16 protein-coding genes and 1 riboswitch are annotated in these 18,586 nt (G+C 71.6%); of the genes, 13 read left to right on the forward strand and 3 right to left on the reverse strand.

Annotated features, from left to right (window positions below):
• Positions 1 to 59 precede the first annotated feature (59 nt).
• Together gcvH and gcvT are read right to left on the reverse strand one after the other, a co-directional pair.
• Positions 60 to 440 carry a glycine cleavage system protein GcvH gene (gene gcvH / locus ACFZBB_RS17180; protein WP_355348040.1) on the reverse strand — a complete coding sequence of 127 codons (381 nt, stop codon included), beginning with the start codon at positions 438 to 440 and terminating at the stop codon, positions 60 to 62.
• A gap of 120 nt (positions 441 to 560) precedes the next feature.
• Complete coding sequence (gcvT, locus tag ACFZBB_RS17185) at positions 561 to 1,691, reverse strand: glycine cleavage system aminomethyltransferase GcvT (protein ID WP_391122878.1); 1,131 nt, start codon at positions 1,689 to 1,691, stop codon at positions 561 to 563.
• A gap of 181 nt (positions 1,692 to 1,872) precedes the next feature.
• Positions 1,873 to 1,970: riboswitch (glycine riboswitch) on the reverse strand.
• A gap of 94 nt (positions 1,971 to 2,064) precedes the next feature.
• Here gcvT and ACFZBB_RS17190 point away from each other — a divergent pair.
• Positions 2,065 to 2,832 carry an enhanced serine sensitivity protein SseB C-terminal domain-containing protein gene (locus ACFZBB_RS17190; protein ID WP_391122882.1) on the forward strand — a complete coding sequence of 256 codons (768 nt, stop codon included), beginning with the start codon at positions 2,065 to 2,067 and terminating at the stop codon, positions 2,830 to 2,832.
• 205 nt (positions 2,833 to 3,037) lie between these two features.
• Positions 3,038 to 3,751: an enhanced serine sensitivity protein SseB C-terminal domain-containing protein gene (locus tag ACFZBB_RS17195; RefSeq protein WP_391123227.1), complete on the forward strand. Its 714-nt coding sequence runs from the start codon at positions 3,038 to 3,040 to the stop codon at positions 3,749 to 3,751.
• Between the two features lie 260 nt (positions 3,752 to 4,011).
• Here ACFZBB_RS17195 and ACFZBB_RS17200 read toward each other — a convergent pair whose 3' ends face one another.
• On the reverse strand, positions 4,012 to 5,532 hold the full coding sequence (locus ACFZBB_RS17200) for a DUF885 family protein (RefSeq protein WP_391122885.1): 1,521 nt from the start codon (positions 5,530 to 5,532) through the stop codon (positions 4,012 to 4,014).
• A 309-nt stretch (positions 5,533 to 5,841) separates the two neighbouring features.
• On the opposite strand from ACFZBB_RS17200, the gene ACFZBB_RS17205 reads away from it, so the two are divergent.
• The 11 genes from ACFZBB_RS17205 (at position 5,842) to ACFZBB_RS17255 (ending at position 17,918) form a co-directional block, all read left to right on the forward strand.
• Positions 5,842 to 6,840, forward strand: coding sequence for an ABC transporter permease subunit (locus tag ACFZBB_RS17205; RefSeq protein WP_391122888.1), 999 nt, complete (start codon positions 5,842 to 5,844; stop codon positions 6,838 to 6,840).
• Between the two features lie 103 nt (positions 6,841 to 6,943).
• Positions 6,944 to 8,719 (forward strand): ABC transporter substrate-binding protein, encoded by a 1,776-nt coding sequence (locus ACFZBB_RS17210; protein ID WP_391122891.1) that lies wholly within the window; start codon positions 6,944 to 6,946, stop codon positions 8,717 to 8,719.
• A 95-nt stretch (positions 8,720 to 8,814) separates the two neighbouring features.
• Complete coding sequence (locus ACFZBB_RS17215) at positions 8,815 to 9,825, forward strand: ABC transporter permease subunit (protein ID WP_391122894.1); 1,011 nt, start codon at positions 8,815 to 8,817, stop codon at positions 9,823 to 9,825.
• A 98-nt stretch (positions 9,826 to 9,923) separates the two neighbouring features.
• Entirely contained in the window at positions 9,924 to 10,970 is a 1,047-nt protein-coding gene (locus tag ACFZBB_RS17220; protein WP_391123230.1) for an oligopeptide/dipeptide ABC transporter ATP-binding protein, read from the forward strand.
• A 254-nt stretch (positions 10,971 to 11,224) separates the two neighbouring features.
• Positions 11,225 to 12,244 (forward strand): dipeptide ABC transporter ATP-binding protein, encoded by a 1,020-nt coding sequence (locus ACFZBB_RS17225; RefSeq protein WP_391123233.1) that lies wholly within the window; start codon positions 11,225 to 11,227, stop codon positions 12,242 to 12,244.
• A gap of 124 nt (positions 12,245 to 12,368) precedes the next feature.
• Complete coding sequence (locus ACFZBB_RS17230) at positions 12,369 to 13,028, forward strand: TRIC cation channel family protein (protein WP_391122897.1); 660 nt, start codon at positions 12,369 to 12,371, stop codon at positions 13,026 to 13,028.
• A 177-nt stretch (positions 13,029 to 13,205) separates the two neighbouring features.
• Positions 13,206 to 14,069, forward strand: coding sequence for an acyl-CoA thioesterase domain-containing protein (locus tag ACFZBB_RS17235; protein WP_391122900.1), 864 nt, complete (start codon positions 13,206 to 13,208; stop codon positions 14,067 to 14,069).
• A 201-nt stretch (positions 14,070 to 14,270) separates the two neighbouring features.
• Complete coding sequence (locus tag ACFZBB_RS17240) at positions 14,271 to 15,437, forward strand: cysteine desulfurase family protein (protein ID WP_355348065.1); 1,167 nt, start codon at positions 14,271 to 14,273, stop codon at positions 15,435 to 15,437.
• Positions 15,438 to 15,469: 32 nt separating this feature from the next.
• Positions 15,470 to 16,705, forward strand: coding sequence for a tRNA 2-thiouridine(34) synthase MnmA (gene mnmA, locus ACFZBB_RS17245; RefSeq protein WP_391122904.1), 1,236 nt, complete (start codon positions 15,470 to 15,472; stop codon positions 16,703 to 16,705).
• Complete coding sequence (locus ACFZBB_RS17250; protein WP_391122907.1) at positions 16,702 to 17,232, forward strand: TIGR00730 family Rossman fold protein; 531 nt, start codon at positions 16,702 to 16,704, stop codon at positions 17,230 to 17,232. Before mnmA ends, ACFZBB_RS17250 begins: the two co-directional genes overlap by 4 nt.
• On the forward strand, positions 17,229 to 17,918 hold the full coding sequence (locus ACFZBB_RS17255; RefSeq protein WP_391122910.1) for an SDR family oxidoreductase: 690 nt from the start codon (positions 17,229 to 17,231) through the stop codon (positions 17,916 to 17,918). The genes ACFZBB_RS17250 and ACFZBB_RS17255 overlap by 4 nt, the downstream gene beginning before the upstream one ends.
• Positions 17,919 to 18,586: the final 668 nt, after the last annotated feature.

Here is an 18,586-nt window from a genome sequence, read left to right on the forward strand (position 1 = left end):
CGGCCGGGGGCCGGCCCGCCATGACGGCCGGGGGCCGGCCCGTGACGGAGGCCGGAAGGTCAGCCCGCGATGAAGGCGTCGTACTCGGCGGCGGACAGCAGCTCGTCCGTCGCCTGCGGCTCGCGCACCTTGAACAGCCAGCCGTCCGCGAAGGGCGAGGAGTTGATCAGGGCCGGGTCGTCCACGACGTCCTGGTTGATCTCCGTGACCTCGCCGGTGACCGGCGAGTACAGGTCGCTGACGGACTTGGTGGACTCCAGCTCACCGCAGGTCTCACCCGCCGTGACGGCGTCGCCCACCGCGGGAAGCTGCACGAACACGACGTCGCCGAGCGCGTCGGCGGCGTGCGAGGTGATCCCGACGGTGACGCCCTCGGCCTCGGGGGCCGACAGCCACTCGTGTTCCTTGGTGTACCGAAGATTCTGGGGGTTGATGCTCATGACGGAATTCTCCCGGATGCGAAGGGGTGCCCGCGCGCGGGGACGGCGCGGTCGGTCGGCTCGGCGGACAGGTCCGGTACCGGACGGACAGGCCCGGTACCAGGTGGCGGTACGAGCGTGTCAGCGCTCACGCTTGTAGAACGGCAGCGCCACGACCCGGTGCGGCTCACGGGTGCCGCGGATGTCGACCGCGACCCCCTCCGTGCCGGGCGCGGCATGCGCGGCGTCCACGTACGCCATCGCGATGGGCGCACCCAGCGTCGGGGACGGCGCGCCCGAGGTGACCTCGCCCACCACGGCGCCCGAGGCGTCGGTCACGGCGTACCCCGCGCGCGGCACCCGGCGGCCCTCGGCGATCAGCCCGACCAGCTTGCGCGGCGGGGTGGCCGCCGCCTTCTCGGCCGCGGCCTCCAGCGCCGCCCGGCCCACGAAGTCGCCCGCCTTGTCGAACTTCACGACCCGGCCGAGCCCCGCGTCGAACGGCGTCAGCGCGGTGGTCAGCTCGTGCCCGTACAGCGGCATGCCCGCCTCCAGGCGCAGCGTGTCCCGGCAGGACAGGCCGCACGGTACGAGCCCGGCCGCGGCCCCGGCCTCGGTGAGCGCCTGCCACAGCCGCTCGGCGTCGGCGGGCGCCACGAACAGCTCGAAGCCGTCCTCGCCGGTGTAACCGGTGCGGGCGATCAGGGCGGGCACCCCGGCGACCGTGCCGGGCAGGCCCGCGTAGTACTTCAGCCCGTCCAGATCCGCGTCCGTGACCGACTTCAGGATGCCGGGGGACTCCGGACCCTGGACGGCGAGCAGCGCGTACGCGTCCCGGTCGTCGCGTACGGCGGCGCCCGGGAAACCGGCCGCGCGCTCGGTGACGGCGTCCAGCACCACCTGGGCGTTGGAGGCGTTGGCGACGATCATGAACTCCTGCTCGGCGAGCCGGTACACGATCAGGTCGTCCAGGATGCCGCCGTCGGGCGCGCAGATCATCGTGTAGCGGGCCCTGCCGACCGCGAGCGCCGACAGGTGGCCGACCAGCGCGTGGTCGAGCGCCTCGCCCGCCTGCGCTCCCGTGACGGTGATCTCGCCCATGTGGGAGAGGTCGAAGAGTCCGGCGCGGGTGCGGACGGCGGTGTGCTCGTCGCGCTCGCTGCCGTACCGCAGCGGCATGTCCCAGCCCGCGAAGTCGGTCATGGTCGCGCCGAGCGCGCGGTGCGACGCGTCGAGGGCGGTGTGGCGCGGGGAGGTCGGTGGCTGGCTCATCGGAGGGCTCCCAGAGGGGTGACGGCACGGGACGGACAGGGCGGGCCGGGGCATGCTCGCCCCGGGTCTCCCCATCTGTCATCGGAACCTGAGAGGTTCACCGTGACCCTCGCGGGTCCCGGTTTGCACCTTGGGTGGGGCCGCTCCCCGTTAAAGGGAGCCGCCCGCTTTTCAGATCTGCCTCGTCCGCGCGGTATCTGTGCCTGAGAGATTCAAGGGAGGACTTGCTCCTTCGGCGCCCGGCCCGGTGAGGGGACGGAACTCTCCCGCGCGGCCTCCAACGGCCGGTATGCAAGTTGTGCCGCCAATCATTGCACGCCAGCCGCTAGGGTTTCCGGGCAGGACAGTGGCACATGGGCGGACAAGGGTGGACATGGAGATTCCGGCACCGTACACGGCACCGTACATATGGCCGGCCAACGAGCTGGAAGAGGTGCTCACCGCGAGCCTCGGCAACCCCTCGGCCGCCCCCCGGCTGCTGGAGGTGCTGGGGCGCTCCCATGTCTGGGTGCCGCTGCCGAACGGCGGGGCGCCGGACGCGCCGGGGCTCGACCTGCCCACCGTCGAGCTGGAGGGCGCGACCTATGTGCCGGTCTTCAGCTCCGAGCAGCAGTTCCGGCAGGCCGCCGACGGCATGGCCTGCACCGTCGCGCCCGTCCACGAATTCGCCCGCGGCCTGCCGCCGCTGGTCGGCATCGCCCTGAACCCCGGCGGCGCCGTCGGAGTGCCGCTGCCGCCCGCCGCCGTCGCCGAGCTGTGCCGCGGCGGCGAACGGTACGAGCGGGACGGCACGCCCGGCCGTACGGTCGGCGCCCGCGTACGGCTGTGGGAACCGGACCACGACGACGAGCCGGTGGACTTCCTCGCCACCGCCGCGGGGGAGTTCGCCGTCACCCCGGTCGTGCTGTCCGCCCGCCGCGCGCTGGCCGCCGTGGAGGAGGAGCCGCCCGCGCTCTTCGTCGGGGTCGAGCTGGACCGCTGGCAGGACGTGGACCGCGCCGCGGCCATGGACGCCATCGGCCGCGCCCTCGGCGCCGCGCCGCTGCCCTGGCCCGTCCACCTGATTCTGCTGGACGTCGCACAGGACCCGGTCGCGGACTGGATGCTGGAGACCGTACGGCCGTTCTTCACGCGGGACTGAACCGGACCGAACCGGACTCATCGGGACCGAACGGGACCGACCGGCGGGGAGGCCGTACGGCACGGGTGGGGATCCAGGACGTGACCTGGTTTGATGGCGGGCGGCGCACAGGTGTGCGCCGGGCAGACCGAACGAGGGGAAGGGGCGGTCCCACGTGATCGCGGGCGCGCAAGGCGGTGCGGCGGCGGCCGGCCATGTGGAGCAGATGCTGCTCCAGGTGGCGCCCGGTCGCTTCGACGCATACGAGAACCTGCTCGCGTCGCTGGCCGAGGGCCAGGTGTGGATGCTGCTCTGGCACGGCACGCCCGGTTCGGCCGATGCCCAGTACGGCAACCTCCGGATCGGCGGTCACGGCTACGCGCCGTGCGTCACCTCGCCGCGTGAGCTGACCGCCAGCGGCTGGAGCCGGGAGTACGAGGTCGTCTCCGGGCGCGACATCGCCCTGACTCTCTTCCCCGACCGCTGGGGCCTCTGGCTCAACCCGCACGCGCCGGGCGGCGGGGTCGGGGTGCCCTGGCTCGACCTGCGCCGGATCGCCGCCGGGCTCGACCTGCTGCCTGCCGGGCCGCTCCAGATCGGCGAACCCTCGTTGCAGATCCCGCAGTTCTACGCTCTTCTCGCGCAGGCCGCGCACCGCACGCCCGCCGTGCGCGCCCTCCGGCGCGCCTGGGTCCAGCCCACCCTCGGCGAGCCCTATCTCGCCATCGGCGTCGAGGTCTACGACGACTCTCCGCAGTCCGTCGAGTCCGTCCGCCTCATGATGCAGCAGTCCGTCGCCGGTGTCCCCGACGGTCTGCCCGTCTCCACCGTCGCCATGGCCGACGCCTACGATCCCGTCGCCATGTGGATGCGCGCCAACGGGCAGCCCTTCTTCGACCGCGAAGCCTTCGCCGGCGGCCCGGCCTGGGACCCCCGCTAGGGCCTGTCCGGCGGATCACGAACGGCCCCTTCGACCCCTGGCACGCACGCCCGCCGCGTTGCCGAAACACCCGAATAGCTCCGCTATGAGGCCATCCCGGCGCCTTGCGCTCGCACGCGCCAGGCGCCGCCTGGACCGCCCATGATCCGCCGGACAGGTCCTAGCCCTCAAACGCCGGACGGGCTGATGGCGCTCGACCAGAAGCACAAAATCAGCCCGTCCGGCGATTGAGGACTGGCCCGAGCGGCGATGAGCGACCCCTAGGCGTCGGCATCGTCCAGGGCGGCGGACATCAGGCCGAGCGGCGGACTGCCCAGGGCGAGCAGGGCGGCGTGGAATTCGGGCAAGGTGAAGGAAGCCTTCCGCTTGGCCCGCTCGCGCAGCCGCATGATCTCCAGCTTGCCCCAGGTGTACCGCCCATAGGCCGCGTCGAAGGTGCCGCGCCGCGCCTCGGCGGAGGCCCCGGCGCGGGCGAGATGGGCGTCGCGCATGAAGAGCCGGGTCGCGTCCTCTATGGAGAGCGCCCCGGTGTGCAGCCCGATGGAACACGTCAGCCGCGTCACGCGGACCAGCGCTTCGAGCGCGACCCCGATCGCGAAGCGCGGGTCCCGCGCCCGGAACCCCTCTTCGAGGCAGACCTCCTCGACGTAGTGCGCCCACCCCTCGGCGAAGGAGAGGCTGTGCAGGACCCGCCGCACCGGCGTCGCGGCCCGCCGCAGCGAGCGGCTGTGCGCGAAGTGCCCGGGAGCGACCTCGTGGACGGTGATCGACGGCAGGCTGGTGCGGCTGAAGACGGTCAGCCACTCCTCCCGTTCCTCGGCCGGCCAGTCCGGCTCCGGCGGAGTGACGTGGTACCAGGACGCGGCATCGGCCTCGGCGGGCGCGGCCCAGCTCATCATGGCCATGGCCCAGCGCCGGGAGGGCGGCGCGGGCCCGACGAGACAGTCCCCGTCCACGTACGGCGCGAGCTTGTGCGCGCGGGTGAAGGCGATCACCTCGTCGGTGAGCCTGGCCGCCTCGGGGATGACGCCGTCGGCGTCGGGGTGGTCGGCCATCAGCTCGGGGAGCAGCTCGTCCACGGGCCGGTGCCGGTCGTACGCGCGGCAGGAGTCGACCAGCAGCTCGGTGAGCCGGGCCCGCTCCCGGTCGGCCTCGACGGCGAGCGCCGACAGGTCGACGCTCAGGCCCTCCTGACTGCCCATCAGTGCGGCCAGCGCGCTGCCGCCGAGCCGGGGGTCGGGGTCGCCGTGCTCGGCGGCCCGCTCGATGTGCGCGACCAGCCGCCCGTGCGCGGCCAGCGCGGCGGCGGTGTCGGGGCTGTCCTCGGCGTCGAGCCCGGCGGAGAGTCCGCGTACGGCGCCCAGCAGTGCGTCCGCGACCGGCGCGCTCACCCGGTCGAGTGACGCCACCGCCGCGTCCACGGCCTCCGGCCAGCGCGCCAGATGCTTGCGGCGGGCCTTGGCACGCTCCCGCCCGGAGGCGTACTCCCGGTCGTAGCAGGCGAGTTCGAGATTGGACAGATGCGGGTACGGGTCCCGCCTGTGCAGCTCCAGGTCCCCGTACTGCACGCGCAGCGCCTCCTCGAAGACCGTCAGGTGCCGGTCGTCGTGGGCGGACTCCAGCGGTCCCGCGGCGCGCTGGGCGCGGGCCATCGCGTCGAGGCCGCGGCGGACGCCGTCCGGCGACAGGTCCTGGACGCGGCCGTCGTACTCGTGACGCCCCGCCATTTCCCGCACCACCGGCACCATCAGGTCGCATACCGCACGCAGCCGCTCGTTCACCACACGACCGTACCCCGAGGTACGCGTCGGTAACGGTCGATGAATCACCACATCACAGTTGCGCATCCCTTCGTGGTGAGGGCTGGCGGGTGATCGACACATCGCAGAAGAATCCAGCGGCAAGGGCCTCAGGTCCCCCGTTGTCATCTGCACCACCTGCACCGCCTCGTACCAACAGCACTTTCTGCAGAGCCAGTTCATGCATCACGCAATTCATGAGACTCGCACCAGCAGCACGACTGATGAGTAAAGCCGCTACAGCGGCGGGCGCGCGCCGGTTACCCGCCGGCGAGAGGGGTCAGTCACACCATGACCGCACCGATTGAGACCACCCATGGGCAGGCCGAGGCACAGCCGGAAGCCATCCTCAGCGGGGTCGAGCGGAGCCAGATCGAGGGCCGGTCCCTCGGTCAGATCGCCTGGATGCGCTTCAAGCGCGACAAGGTGGCGGTGGCCGGCGGTGTCGTCGTCATCCTGCTGGTGCTGCTCGCGATCCTGGCCAAGCCGATCGAGCACATCTTCGGCCTCGACCCGACCGCCTTCCACCAGGACCTCGTGGACCCCGTCCGCGTCGCCCCCAAAGGCCCCTTCGGCGGCATGAGTTGGGCCCACCCGCTGGGCATCGACCCGCAGTTCGGCCGTGACCTGCTGGCCCGGATCATCGAGGGCTCGTGGGTCTCGATGCTGGTGGCGACCGGCGCGACGATCCTGTCCAACATCATCGGCACCGTCCTCGGCGTCATCGCCGGGTACTACGGCGGCTGGGTCGACAGCCTGATCAGCCGTCTGATGGACACCTTCCTCGCCTTCCCGCTGCTGCTCTTCGCGATCTCGATCTCCGCCTCCCTCCAGGACGGCGCCTTCGGGATGAACGGGCTGCCGCTGCGGATCAGCGTGCTGATCTTCGTGATCGGCTTCTTCAACTGGCCCTACATGGGACGCATCGTGCGCGGCCAGACGCTGAGCCTGCGCGAACGCGAGTTCGTCGAGGCCGCCCGCAGCATGGGCGCCCGTGGGCCCTTCATCCTCTTCAAGGAACTGCTGCCCAACCTGGTCGCGCCGATCCTCGTCTACTCGACGCTGCTGATCCCGACCAACATCCTCTTCGAGGCCGCCCTGAGCTTCCTCGGCGTCGGCATCGCACCGCCCCAGGCCTCGTGGGGCGGCATGCTCAACGACGCCGTCGACCTCTTCTACGCCGACCCGCAGTACATGGTCGTCCCCGGCATCGCGATCTTCATCACCGTCCTGGCCTTCAACCTGCTGGGCGACGGACTGCGCGACGCCCTCGACCCGCGCAGTAAGTGAACGGCCGCAGCACGCCATGCCGCACCGCCCGTACCCGGTACCAGCCCGCCCGTACCACCGCTGAAACCACGTATATCCATTCGATTTGGAGGCTTTCCTCGGCATGAACAGCAGAAAAGCGACAGCCGCGCTGGCGCTTGCCATGGCTCTGGCCCTGGGAGCATCCGCGTGCAGCAGTGACTCGAAGGACGACAAGGGCGGCAAGAACCCGAGCGGCGGCAGCAGCAAGTCCGCCTCCGGCTCCGACGCCGCGCTCACCTCGGTCGTCAACAAGTCCGACAAGAAGGGGGGGACGGTCGTGATGGAGAACTCCGACGTGCCGGACTCCCTGGACATGGGCAACACGTACTACGGCTGGGTGCAGAACTTCTCCCGCCTCTACGCGCGTACCCTGCTCACCTTCAAGCCCGCCGCGGGCAAGGACGGCCTCACCGTCGTCCCCGACCTCGCCACCGGACTCGGCAAGGCCAGCCCGGACGCCAAGACCTGGACGTACACCATCCGGTCCGGCCTGAAGTACGAAGACGGCACGCCGATCACCACCAAGGACATCAAGTACGCGATCGAGCGCAGCAACTTCGCGCCCGAGGCGCTGTCCAACGGCCCGACGTACTTCAAGGCGTACCTCGCGGGCGGCGACAAGTACCAGGGTCCGTACAAGGACAAGAACCCCAACGGGCTCGCGTCCATCGAGACCCCGAACGACACCACGATCGTCTTCCACCTGGCGAAGCCCTTCGCGGACTTCGACTACCTGGCGACGTTCTCGCAGACGGCCCCCGTGCCGCAGGCGAAGGACGACGGCGCCGGTTACGTGAAGCACATCGTGTCGTCCGGCCCGTACAAGTTCTCCTCGTACACCGAGGGCGCGGGCGCCACGCTGGTCCGTAACCCGCAGTGGAGCCAGGCCACCGACCCGGTGCGCAACCCGCTGCCGGACAAGTACACGATCAAGTTCAAGGTCGACGCGGTCACCATCGACAACAACCTGCTGGCGGGCAACACCACGGTGGACTCCGGCGGTACCGGTGTCACCCCGCAGACCCAGGGCAAGGTGCTCGGCCCCAAGTACAAGGGCAGCACCGACGACTCGTACGCCGGCGCCACCGCGTACATGGCGATCAACTCCAAGGTCGCGCCGTTCGACAACATCGAGTGCCGCAAGGCCGTCGAGTACGCGATCGACAAGGTCTCGGTGCAGACCGCGATCGGCGGCAGCGTGAAGGGCGACATCGCCACCACGCTGCTCCCGCCGACCGTCAACGGCTACGCGAAGTTCGACCAGTACCCGACCGAGGGCAACAAGGGCGATGTGGCCAAGGCCAAGCAGGCCCTGAGCGCCTGCGGCAAGCCGGGCGGCTTCACCACCAACCTGACCGCCCGCTCGGACCGTCCGGCCGAGATGGCGCAGGCCACCGCGGTGCAGAACTCGCTCAAGCAGGTCGGCATCACCGCCAACATCAAGAGCTACCCGGCGGGCAAGTACTTCGCCAACTTCGCCGGTGTCCCGAGCTACGTGCACGAGCACCAGCTCGGCCTGATGATGATGGCGTGGGGCGCCGACTGGCCGACCGGCTACGGCTTCCTCGACCAGATCGTGGACGGCAGCGCCATCAAGCCCTCCGGCGGCAACAACCTGATGGAGCTGAACGACCCGGCCATCAACAAGGCGCTGTCGGACGCGATCGCCAACACCGACGCGGCCGCCCGTGAGAAGGCCTGGGGCGACATCGACAAGATGGTGCTCGACACCGCCACCGTCGTGCCGCTGATCTACCGCAAGAACCTGCTGTACCGCCCGGAGAGCGCCACGAACGTGACGATCACTCAGGCGTACCTGGGCATGTACGACTACCTGCTGCTCAGCTCCTCCAAGTAAGCGAGAGCACCGAACACCGGAAGGCAGGTGAAGGCATCGGCGTCCGCCGGGACCGGGGTTGACCCCCGGCCCGGCGGACCCGGCGCCGAACCGCTGTGACTGCGTACATCATTCGACGCGTGATCGCCGCGATAATCCTGGTGCTTGTCGTCAGCGCGGTCACTTTCGCGATCTTCTTCCTGGTCCCCAAGATCGGCGGCCAGAGCACGACCCAACTGGCCACCCAGTACGTGGGCAAGGACGCCAACCCCGAGTCGATCGCGGCGGTCAAGAAGAACCTCGGGCTGGACCTGCCGCTCTACCAGCAGTACTGGCACTTCATCAAGGCCATCGTCATGGGCGCGAACTACAAGTTCGGCCCGGACGCGGCGGTCTGCCACCGCCCCTGCTTCGGCTACTCCTTCAAGTCGCACGTCGAGGTGTGGCCGCAGATCAAGACCCGTATCCCGGTGACCTTCTCACTGGCGATCGGCGCGGCCGTGATCTGGGTGGTCTCCGGTGTCGTCATCGGCGTCATCTCCGCGCTCAAGCGCGGCACGATCTTCGACCGGGTCTCCATGGGCGTGGCCCTGGCCGGTGTCTCGCTGCCGATCTTCTTCACCGGCATGGTGCTGCTCGGCCTGTTCTCCTACAAGTGGACGATCTGGGACAACGTCGAGTACGTCGGGTTCACCACCGATCCCGCCCAATGGGCGTGGAATCTGATCCTGCCGTGGATCGCGCTGGCCTTCCTCTACTCCGCGCTGTACGCCCGCCTCACCAGAGCCGGGATGCTGGAGACGATGGGCGAGGACTACATCCGTACCGCGCGGGCCAAGGGCCTGCCGGAGCGGACGGTCGTCGGCAAGCACGCGCTGCGCGCGGCCCTGACCCCGATCGTCACCATCTTCGGCATGGACTTCGGCCTGCTGATCGGCGGCGCGATCATCACCGAACGCGTCTTCTCCTTCCAGGGAGTCGGCGCCTACGCCGTGCAGGGCGTCAAGGACAACGACCTGCCGATCGTGCTCGGCGTGACGATGGTCGCGGCCACCTTCATCGTCTTCTGCAACCTTGTGGTGGACCTGCTGTACGCCGCCATCGACCCCCGCGTGAGGTACTCGTGAGCACCACGGACGGCAGTGCCCCCGACAGCGGCACGTCCCAAACGTCCGAGGGCGGCGCCGTCGGGTTCGACAAGGCGGCGTCCGTCGTCGGGGAGCCGGTGGCGGACTCCGGCCCGGCCCCCGCGGGGGACGCGTATCTGTCGGTACGTGACCTGCGGATCCACTTCGACACCGACGACGGCCTGGTGAAGTCGGTCGACGGCCTCAGCTTCGACCTCCAGCGCGGCCGTACGCTCGGCATCGTCGGCGAGTCCGGCTCGGGCAAGTCGGTGACGTCGCTGGGCATCATGGGCCTGCACCGCACCTCGCGGGCCCGGATATCCGGCGAGGTCTGGCTGGACGGCGAGGAGTTGGTCGCCGCGGACCCGGACCACGTACGGCGGCTGCGCGGGCGCACGATGGCGATGATCTTCCAGGACCCGCTCTCCGCGATGCACCCCTACTACACGGTCGGCGCCCAGATCGTCGAGGCGTACCGGGTGCACCAGAAGGTGTCGCGGAAGGTCGCGGCCGAGCGGGCCGTGGAGATGCTGGACCGGGTCGGCATCCCGGAGCCCAGGAAGCGCTTCTCGGACTACCCGCACCAGTTCTCCGGCGGTATGCGGCAGCGCGCGATGATCGCCATGTCGCTGGTCAACAACCCCGAGTTGCTGATCGCCGACGAGCCGACGACCGCGCTCGACGTGACCGTGCAGGCGCAGATCCTGGACCTGATCCGGGACCTGCAAAAGGAGTTCGGCTCCGCGGTCATCATGATCACCCACGACCTCGGAGTGGTCGCCGAGGTCGCCGACGACCTGCTGGTGATGTACGCGGGCCGGGCCGTGGAGCGCGGAACCGCCGAGACGCTGTTCACCGCGCCCCGACACCCTTACACCTGGGGCCTGTTGGGCTCCATGCCGCGTCTCGACCGGGAGCGCCTGGAGCGGCTCAACCCGGTCAAGGGCACCCCGCCCAGCCTGATCAACGTGCCGTCCGGCTGCGCCTTCCACCCGCGCTGCCCGTACGCGGCGCTGACCGGCGGCGCCGCGGAGACGGACGTGCCGGAACTGCGCGAGGTGGGCCCCGGCCACATGGCCGCCTGCCACCTCGGCGAGGCCGACCGCCTCCGGATCTGGACCGAAGAGATCGAACCGAAGCTGTGAAGGGTCAGGAAGAACCCGTGGCCGAGAACCCCTCGCCGGACGAGCCGCCGCAGGACGCGTCCTCGTCGGACGGCGCACAGTCGGACGGCACAGCGCCGGACAGAGCCGCGTCGGACGACGTCTCGCCGGACAACTCCGCCTCGGACGGCGGCACTTCGCCGGACAACGTCGCTGCGGACGACGCGCCCCCGGACAACGCCTTGCCGGACGGCGGCACTTCGTCGGGCAGGCCCTCGCTCGACAAGAGCGTCCCGCTGCCGCGGCAGCGCGGCGGCGAGCCGCTGCTCAAGGTGACCGGTCTGGTCAAGCACTTCCCGATCACCAAGGGCCTGCTGCGCCGCCAGGTCGGCGCCGTACAGGCCGTGGACGGCATCGACTTCGAGGTCGCGGCGGGCGAAACGCTCGGCGTGGTCGGCGAGTCGGGCTGCGGCAAGTCCACGATGGGACGGCTGATCACCCGGCTGCTCGAACCGACCGGCGGCACGATCGAGTTCCAGGGCCGGGACATCACGCACCTGAGCACCGGGGCGATGCGCCCGATGCGGCGCGACGTCCAGATGATCTTCCAGGACCCGTTCTCCTCGCTGAACCCGCGGCACACCATCGGCACGATCGTCGGCGCCCCGTACAAGCTCCAGAAGGTCGCGACCGAGCACGGTGTGAAGCGCGAAGTGCAGAATCTGCTGGAGCTGGTCGGGCTCAGCCCCGAGCACTACAACCGCTACCCGCACGAGTTCTCCGGCGGTCAGCGGCAGCGGATCGGCATCGCGCGGGCGCTCGCCCTCAAGCCGAAGCTGGTCGTCGCCGACGAGCCGGTCTCGGCGCTGGACGTGTCCATCCAGGCCCAGGTGGTGAACCTGCTGGACGACCTCCAGTCGGAGCTGGGCCTGACGTATGTGATCATCGCCCACGACCTGTCGGTGATCCGCCATGTCTCGGACCGGATCGCGGTGATGTACCTCGGCAAGGTGGTGGAGATCGCGGACCGGGAGGCGCTGTACAGCGCGCCCTTCCACCCGTACACCACCGCCCTGATGTCCGCGGTGCCGGTGCCCGACCCGCGGCGGCGCACGCAGCGCAAGCGCATTTTGCTCACCGGTGACGTGCCGTCGCCGATCTCGCCGCCGAGCGGCTGCCGCTTCCACACCCGGTGCTGGAAGGCGACGGAGGTGTGCAAGACGCAGGAGCCGCCGCTGGCGGCGCTGGCGACCGGCCACCAAGTGGCGTGCCATCACCCGGAGAACCAGCCGGAGAGCGGGCCGGCGGCGCCGTAGGCAGTCGTGACGGGGTCGGACCGTACGGCCGGCTTTCCGGCCGTACGGCCCGCGCCGTCGGTCCGGTGCCGGTCCGTACGGTGGGCTTCGCGGTTCGTACGGCGGGCCGTAGTACAACATCGGCATGGCCACGGATCTGTTCACGCCCACCGTCCAGCACACGCTCGACGTCGTCGGGATCTTCGTCTTCGCGATCTCCGGCGCGCTGGCGGCGGTCCGCAAGAACTACGACGTGTTCGGCATGGCGGTGCTCGCCGAGGTCACGGCGCTCGGCGGCGGGGTCTTCCGCGACCTGGTCATCGGCGCGGTGCCGCCCGCCGCCTTCACCGACATCGGCTACTTCTCGCCGCCGCTGGTCGCCACCGCTCTGGTCTTCTTCCTGCACCCCGAGGTCGAGCGGATCAACGCCACGATGAACGTCTTCGACGCGGCCGGGCTCGGGCTGTTCTGCGTGTCCGGCACGATCAAGGCGCACACGTACGGGCTCGGACTCACCCCGTCCGTCGCGCTCGGCCTGGCCACGGCGGCGGGCGGCGGCGTCCTGCGCGACCTGCTGGCGAACGAGGTGCCGTCGCTGCTGCGCTGGGACCGCGACCTGTACGCCGTCCCGGCCCTGGTCGGCGCGAGTACGGTCGCGCTGCTGATCCGCTTCGACGTGCTGGGCGGCGTGACCGCGGGGCTCGCGGCGCTGGTCGCCTTCGTCCTGCGGCTGCTGGCGCTGCGGTTCCACTGGCGGGCGCCGCGGGCGTGGCACCGCAGGAGCGCGGCGGCGGAGGGGGAGTAGCGGACTCCGACCGGGCCGGGCCGTGCGTGTGCCGGTCGTGCGTACGCGGACCGTGCGTGTGCCGGGCCGTGCGCATGCCGGACCATGGGAATGAACGGCGGGGTCGCGCGGCCGGTCCCGCGGCGGGAAACCGCCAGCGGTGGACACGGAGTCTCTACCGCTGGGTAACATCGGGGCATGGCACATGCGACAGCCCGCGCGACCCTCGGCGACAGCGAATTCGACCGCGACACGACGGTGGCGGCCCGGCCGGGCGAGCCCGGCACGTACGACATCGACCTGTCGCCGGGCTGGACCATCGCCGCGGCCGTCAACGGCGGCTATCTGCTCGCCGTCGTCGCCCGCGCCCTGCGCGACGCGCTGCCGCACGACGACCCCTTCACCATCACCGCCCACTACCTGACCGCCTCAAACCCCGGGCCCGCCGTGATCAGGACCGAGACGGTACGGGCGGGCCGGACCCTCTCCAGCGGGCAGGCGTCGCTCTACCAGACCGACGAGCAGGGTCATGAGGTCGAGCGGATGCGGGTCATCGCCGCGTACGGCGACCTGGGCGCGCTGCCCGACGACATACGCACCACGGCGCCCGAGCCGTCGATGCCGGAGTACGCGGACTGCGTCGGCCCCGAGGACGCCCCCGAGGGCGGCGCGCCGCTGCCCGGCTCCAGCGCCCTCCTCGACCGCATCGCGCTCCGGCTCGATCCGGCCACCGCCGGCTGGGCCGTCGGCGCGCCCTCGGGCCGCGGTGACATGCGAGGCTGGTTCGGCCTGGCCGACGGCCGCGACCACGACGCCCTCTCGCTCCTCCTGGCCGTGGACGCCCTGCCCCCCACCGCCTTCGACCTCGGCCTCAAGGGCTGGGTCCCCACCCTCGAACTCACCGTCCACCTCCGCGCCCGCCCGGCCCCCGGCCCCCTCCGTATCGCCCTCACCACCCGCAATCTCGCCGGCGGCCTCCTCGAAGAAGACGCCGAAGTCTGGGACACCGCCAACCGCCTCGTGGCCCAGTCCCGCCAACTCGCCCGCGCCCCCCGCCCCTGACCCCCCTCCCGCCGCAGTCGGCCCGCACGCCCGCGCCGTTGGCCATACGGTGTGGCGCCGGGTTCCACCCGGAGAGGGGGCACGGGGCGGTGAGGACAAACCTGTTTCCCGTCCGATTCGGGGTGGGGGCGAGGGGTGGGGAGGGGGCGGACGCGGGTGGGGGTCGGAAGGTTGCTCCGGCGAACGTAGAATCGGGGCACCATGGCCTACTTCGACCACGCCGCCACCACGCCCATGCTCCCGGAGGCGGTCCAGGCGATGACCGCCCACCTCACGGTGACCGGGAACGCGTCCGCACTGCATGCCGCCGGGCGGCAGGCCCGGCGAACCGTCGAGGAGTCACGGGAAGCGCTCGCCGCGGCACTTGGCGCGCGCCCCAGCGAGATCGTCTTCACCGGCGGCGGCACCGAGTCGGACAACCTGGCGGTGAAGGGCCTGTTCTGGGCGCGCAGGGACGCCGACCCGCGCAGGGTCCGCGTACTGGCCAGCCCGGTCGAGCACCACGCGGTGCTGGACGCCGTCCACTGGCTCGCGGAGCACGAGGGCGCGGTCGTCGAGTGGCTGGACGTCGACGGCTACGGCCGGGTCCACCCCGAGACACTGCGCGCCGCGATCGAGCGTGACCCCGACGACGTGGCCCTGATCACCGTGATGTGGGCCAACAACGAGGTCGGTACGGTGCTGCCGGTCGCCGAACTGGCCGAGGTGGCACGGGAGTTCGGCATTCCGATGCACTCCGACGCCGTGCAGGCGTTCGGCCAGGCCGAGGTGGACTTCACCGCGAGCGGCCTCGACGCGATGACGGTGACCGGCCACAAGATCGGCGGCCCGTACGGCGTCGGCGCGCTCGTGCTGCGGCGCGAGGACACCCCCGTACCGCTGCTGCACGGTGGCGGCCAGGAGCGCAGCCGCTCCGGCACCCTCGACGTGCCGGCCATCGCCGCCTTCGCGACCGCCGGGACCCTCGCCGCCGAGCGCCGCACCGCCTTCACCCGCGACATCGGCGCCCTGCGCGACACCCTCGTCCGCGACGTGCTCGCCACCGTGCCCGACGCCATCCTCAACGGCGACCCCGACCCCGCGGGCCGCCTCCCCGGCAACGCCCACTTCACCTTCCCCGGCTGCGAGGGCGACGCCCTGCTGCTCCTCCTCGACGCCCAGGGCATCGCCTGCTCCACCGGCTCCGCGTGCACCGCGGGCGTCGCCCAGCCCAGCCACGTCCTACTCGCCATGCACCAGCCCCCCACCCACGCCCGCGCCACCCTCCGCTTCTCCCTGGGCCACACCACCACCCCCGCTGAGATCGCCACCCTCACCGCCGCCATCGGCCCCGCCGTCGAACGCGCCAGGGCCGCGGGCCAGACCTGAGGGCCGGGCCGGGAGGCCGTTACTCTGGGGGAGTGAATGACTTCCCTGACGCCGATCGCAAGAAGCTGCGCGTACTGGCCGCGATGAGCGGCGGTGTGGACTCCGCGGTGGCGGCGGCGCGCGCCGCCGAGGCGGGGCACGACGTGACCGGCGTGCACCTGGCGCTGTCGGCGAATCCGCAGAGCTTCAGGACGGGCGCGCGGGGCTGCTGCACGGTGGAGGACTCGCGGGACGCGCGGCGGGCGGCCGACGTGATCGGCATCCCGTTCTACGTGTGGGACCTCGCGGAGCGCTTCCGGGAGGACGTGGTCGAGGACTTCGTCGCGGAGTACGCGGCTGGCCGGACGCCGAATCCTTGCCTGCGCTGCAACGAGAAGATCAAATTCGCCGCGCTGCTGGACAAGGCGCTGGCGCTGGGCTTCGACGCGGTCTGCACGGGGCACTACGCGACCGTGCTGGTCAAGGACGACGGCACGCGCGAGCTGCACCGGGCGAGCGACGCGGCCAAGGACCAGTCGTACGTGCTCGGCGTCCTGGACGAGCGGCAGCTCGCGCACGCGATGTTCCCGCTGGGGGACACCCTGACCACCAAGGACGAGATCCGCGCGGAGGCCGAGCGGCGCGGGCTCGCGGTGGCGCGCAAGCCCGACAGCCACGACATCTGCTTCATCGCGGACGGCGACACCCAGGGCTTCCTGGCCAAGCGCCTCGGCGCCGCGGAGGGCGCGATCGTCGACGAGGACGGCGCGCGGGTCGGCACGCACACGGGTGCGTACGGCTTCACCATCGGCCAGCGCAAGGGCCTGCGGATCGGCGTCCCCGCGGACGACGGCAAGCCGCGCTACGTCCTGGACATCTCGCCGGTCGACAACACCGTGACGGTCGGCCCCGTCGACGCCCTCGACGTGACCTCGCTCACCGCGATCAAGCCGCGCTGGTGCGGCACCCCGCCGACCGGCCCCGCCGCGTACACCGCGCAACTGCGGGCGCACGGCGAGGACGTACCGGTGACGGCGGAGCTGGTGGACGGCGAGCTGCGGGTCGGCTTCGGCGCCCCGGTTCGCGGCATCGCGCCGGGCCAGGCCGTGGTGCTGTACGACGGCACGCGCGTCGTCGGCTCGGCGACGATCGCGACGACGGACCGGGCGGGTTCGACCGCGGACCGGACTGCCGCCGACCGGACGGACTCGCACGCGGGACGGATCGCCGCCGTGAACGCCGATCAGGCCGCGGGAGCGCGCGCGGGCGCCGATAACGTGACCGTATGAACATCTGTGTCTTCCTCTCCGCCGCCGATCTCGACGAGCGGTATACGGCCCCTGCCCGGGAATTCGCCGAGCTGATCGGCCGCGGCGGCCACACCCTGGTCTGGGGCGGCTCGGACGTCGGCCTGATGAAGGTCGTCGCGGACGGCGTCCAGGAGGGCGGCGGCCGGCTGGTCGGGGTGTCGGTGGAATTCCTCCGGGCCAAGGCGCGGGAGAACGCGGACGAGATGGTGACCGCTGTCGACCTCGCCGAGCGCAAGGCGGAACTGCTGCGGCGCGCGGACGCGATCGTCATCATGGTCGGCGGCACCGGCACGCTGGACGAGGCCACCGAGATCCTGGAGCTGAAGAAGCACGGGCTGCACGCCAAGCCCGTGGTGCTGCTCAACAGCGCCGGTTTCTACGACGGGCTCAGAGAACAACTGCACCGGATGGACGCGGAGGGCTTCCTGCCGCTCCCGCTGGCCGATCTGGTGGCCTTCGCCGACACCGGCGAAGAGGCCATGACCTACCTGACGGAGAACGTGTGAGCATCCACCTGGTCACCGGAGCCGGCTCCGGCATCGGCGCCGCGGTCGCGCGCAGGCTGCTGGAGCGCGGCGACGAACTGTGGCTGCTGGCCAGGGACGCGGGCCGGGCCAAGGCGCTGGCCGCCGCCTTCCCCGGCGCGCGGACCCTGGTCGGCGACCTCGCCGAGCCGTCCCGGCTGTCCTGGGCGCTCGGCCACCAGGCGCCGCCCGACCGGCTGGACTCGCTGCTGCACATCGCGGGCGTGGTCGAACTCGGCGACATCGGCGACATCACCCCGAAGGTGTGGAACGAGACGCTCGCGGTCAACCTCGTCGGCCCCGCCGAGCTGACCCGGCTGTTCCTGCCCCAACTGCGGCTCTCCCGCGGCCATGTGGTCTTCGTCAACTCCGGCGCCGGCCTCGACGCGCACGCGCAGTGGGGCCCGTACGCGGCCAGCAAGCACGGCCTCAAGGCCCTCGCGGACGCCCTGCGCCGCGAGGAGCACGCCAACGGCCTGCGCGTCACCTCCGTCTTCCCCGGCCGCACCGCCACGCCCATGCAGGCCAAGGTGCACCAGCAGGAGGGCAAGCAGTACGACGCCGAGCGCTGGATCGCGCCCGAGTCGGTCGCCACCACGGTCCTCACCGCGATCGACCTGCCCCAGGACGCGGAGATCACCGACCTGACGGTCCGACCGGGCCGATAACGCCTCGGGCGCGGCTGGCGGCGGGGTGCGGCCTGCGGCGGGGCTGGTGGCGATGGCGAGGTTGCGCCTCCGGGCGGGGTGCCACCTGGGACGGGCTGACGGCGACGGCGGGGTGCCGCCTGCGGCGGGGCTGGTGGCGATGGCGAGGTTGCGCCTCCGGGCGGGGTGCCACCTGGGACGGGCTGACGGCGGCGGCGGGGTGCCGCGTACGGCGGGGAGGAACCGGCGGTGGCCGACGGCCGGGGACTGCTGGCGGGGACAGTGGGGCATCCGTGACGGCGGGGTGCGGCCCTGCGGCGGGTGCCGTTCACCGCGCGTGAGGACGCCTGGCGTCCGCTCATGTCGCGGCCCCGGCCGGTCGCGGCGCGTCTCGGGGGTCGGGTCGCGCCCCGGGGGGCGGGGGTCCGGCGCGCCCCGGGCGGTCGGGTCCCGCTCGGCCGTTTCCGGCGAGTCCCGCCCCGGGCGGTCGGGTCCCGCTCGGCCGTTTCCGGCGAGTCCCGCCCCGGGCGGTCAGGCGCGCCCCGCCGTTTCCGGCGAGCGCCCCGCAGGGGGTCGGTCGCCCAACCGTGTACAGATGCGGGTCGATTGCTCCGGCGCAGCCGATATCCGACCGCTTTCGGCACTTTCGCACCTTAAGGTCATCCGCGCCCCACCCCGATCCGAGGGAG

This window comes from Streptomyces sp. NPDC008139, assembly GCF_042957025.1.
GTDB lineage: Bacteria > Actinomycetota > Actinomycetes > Streptomycetales > Streptomycetaceae > Actinacidiphila.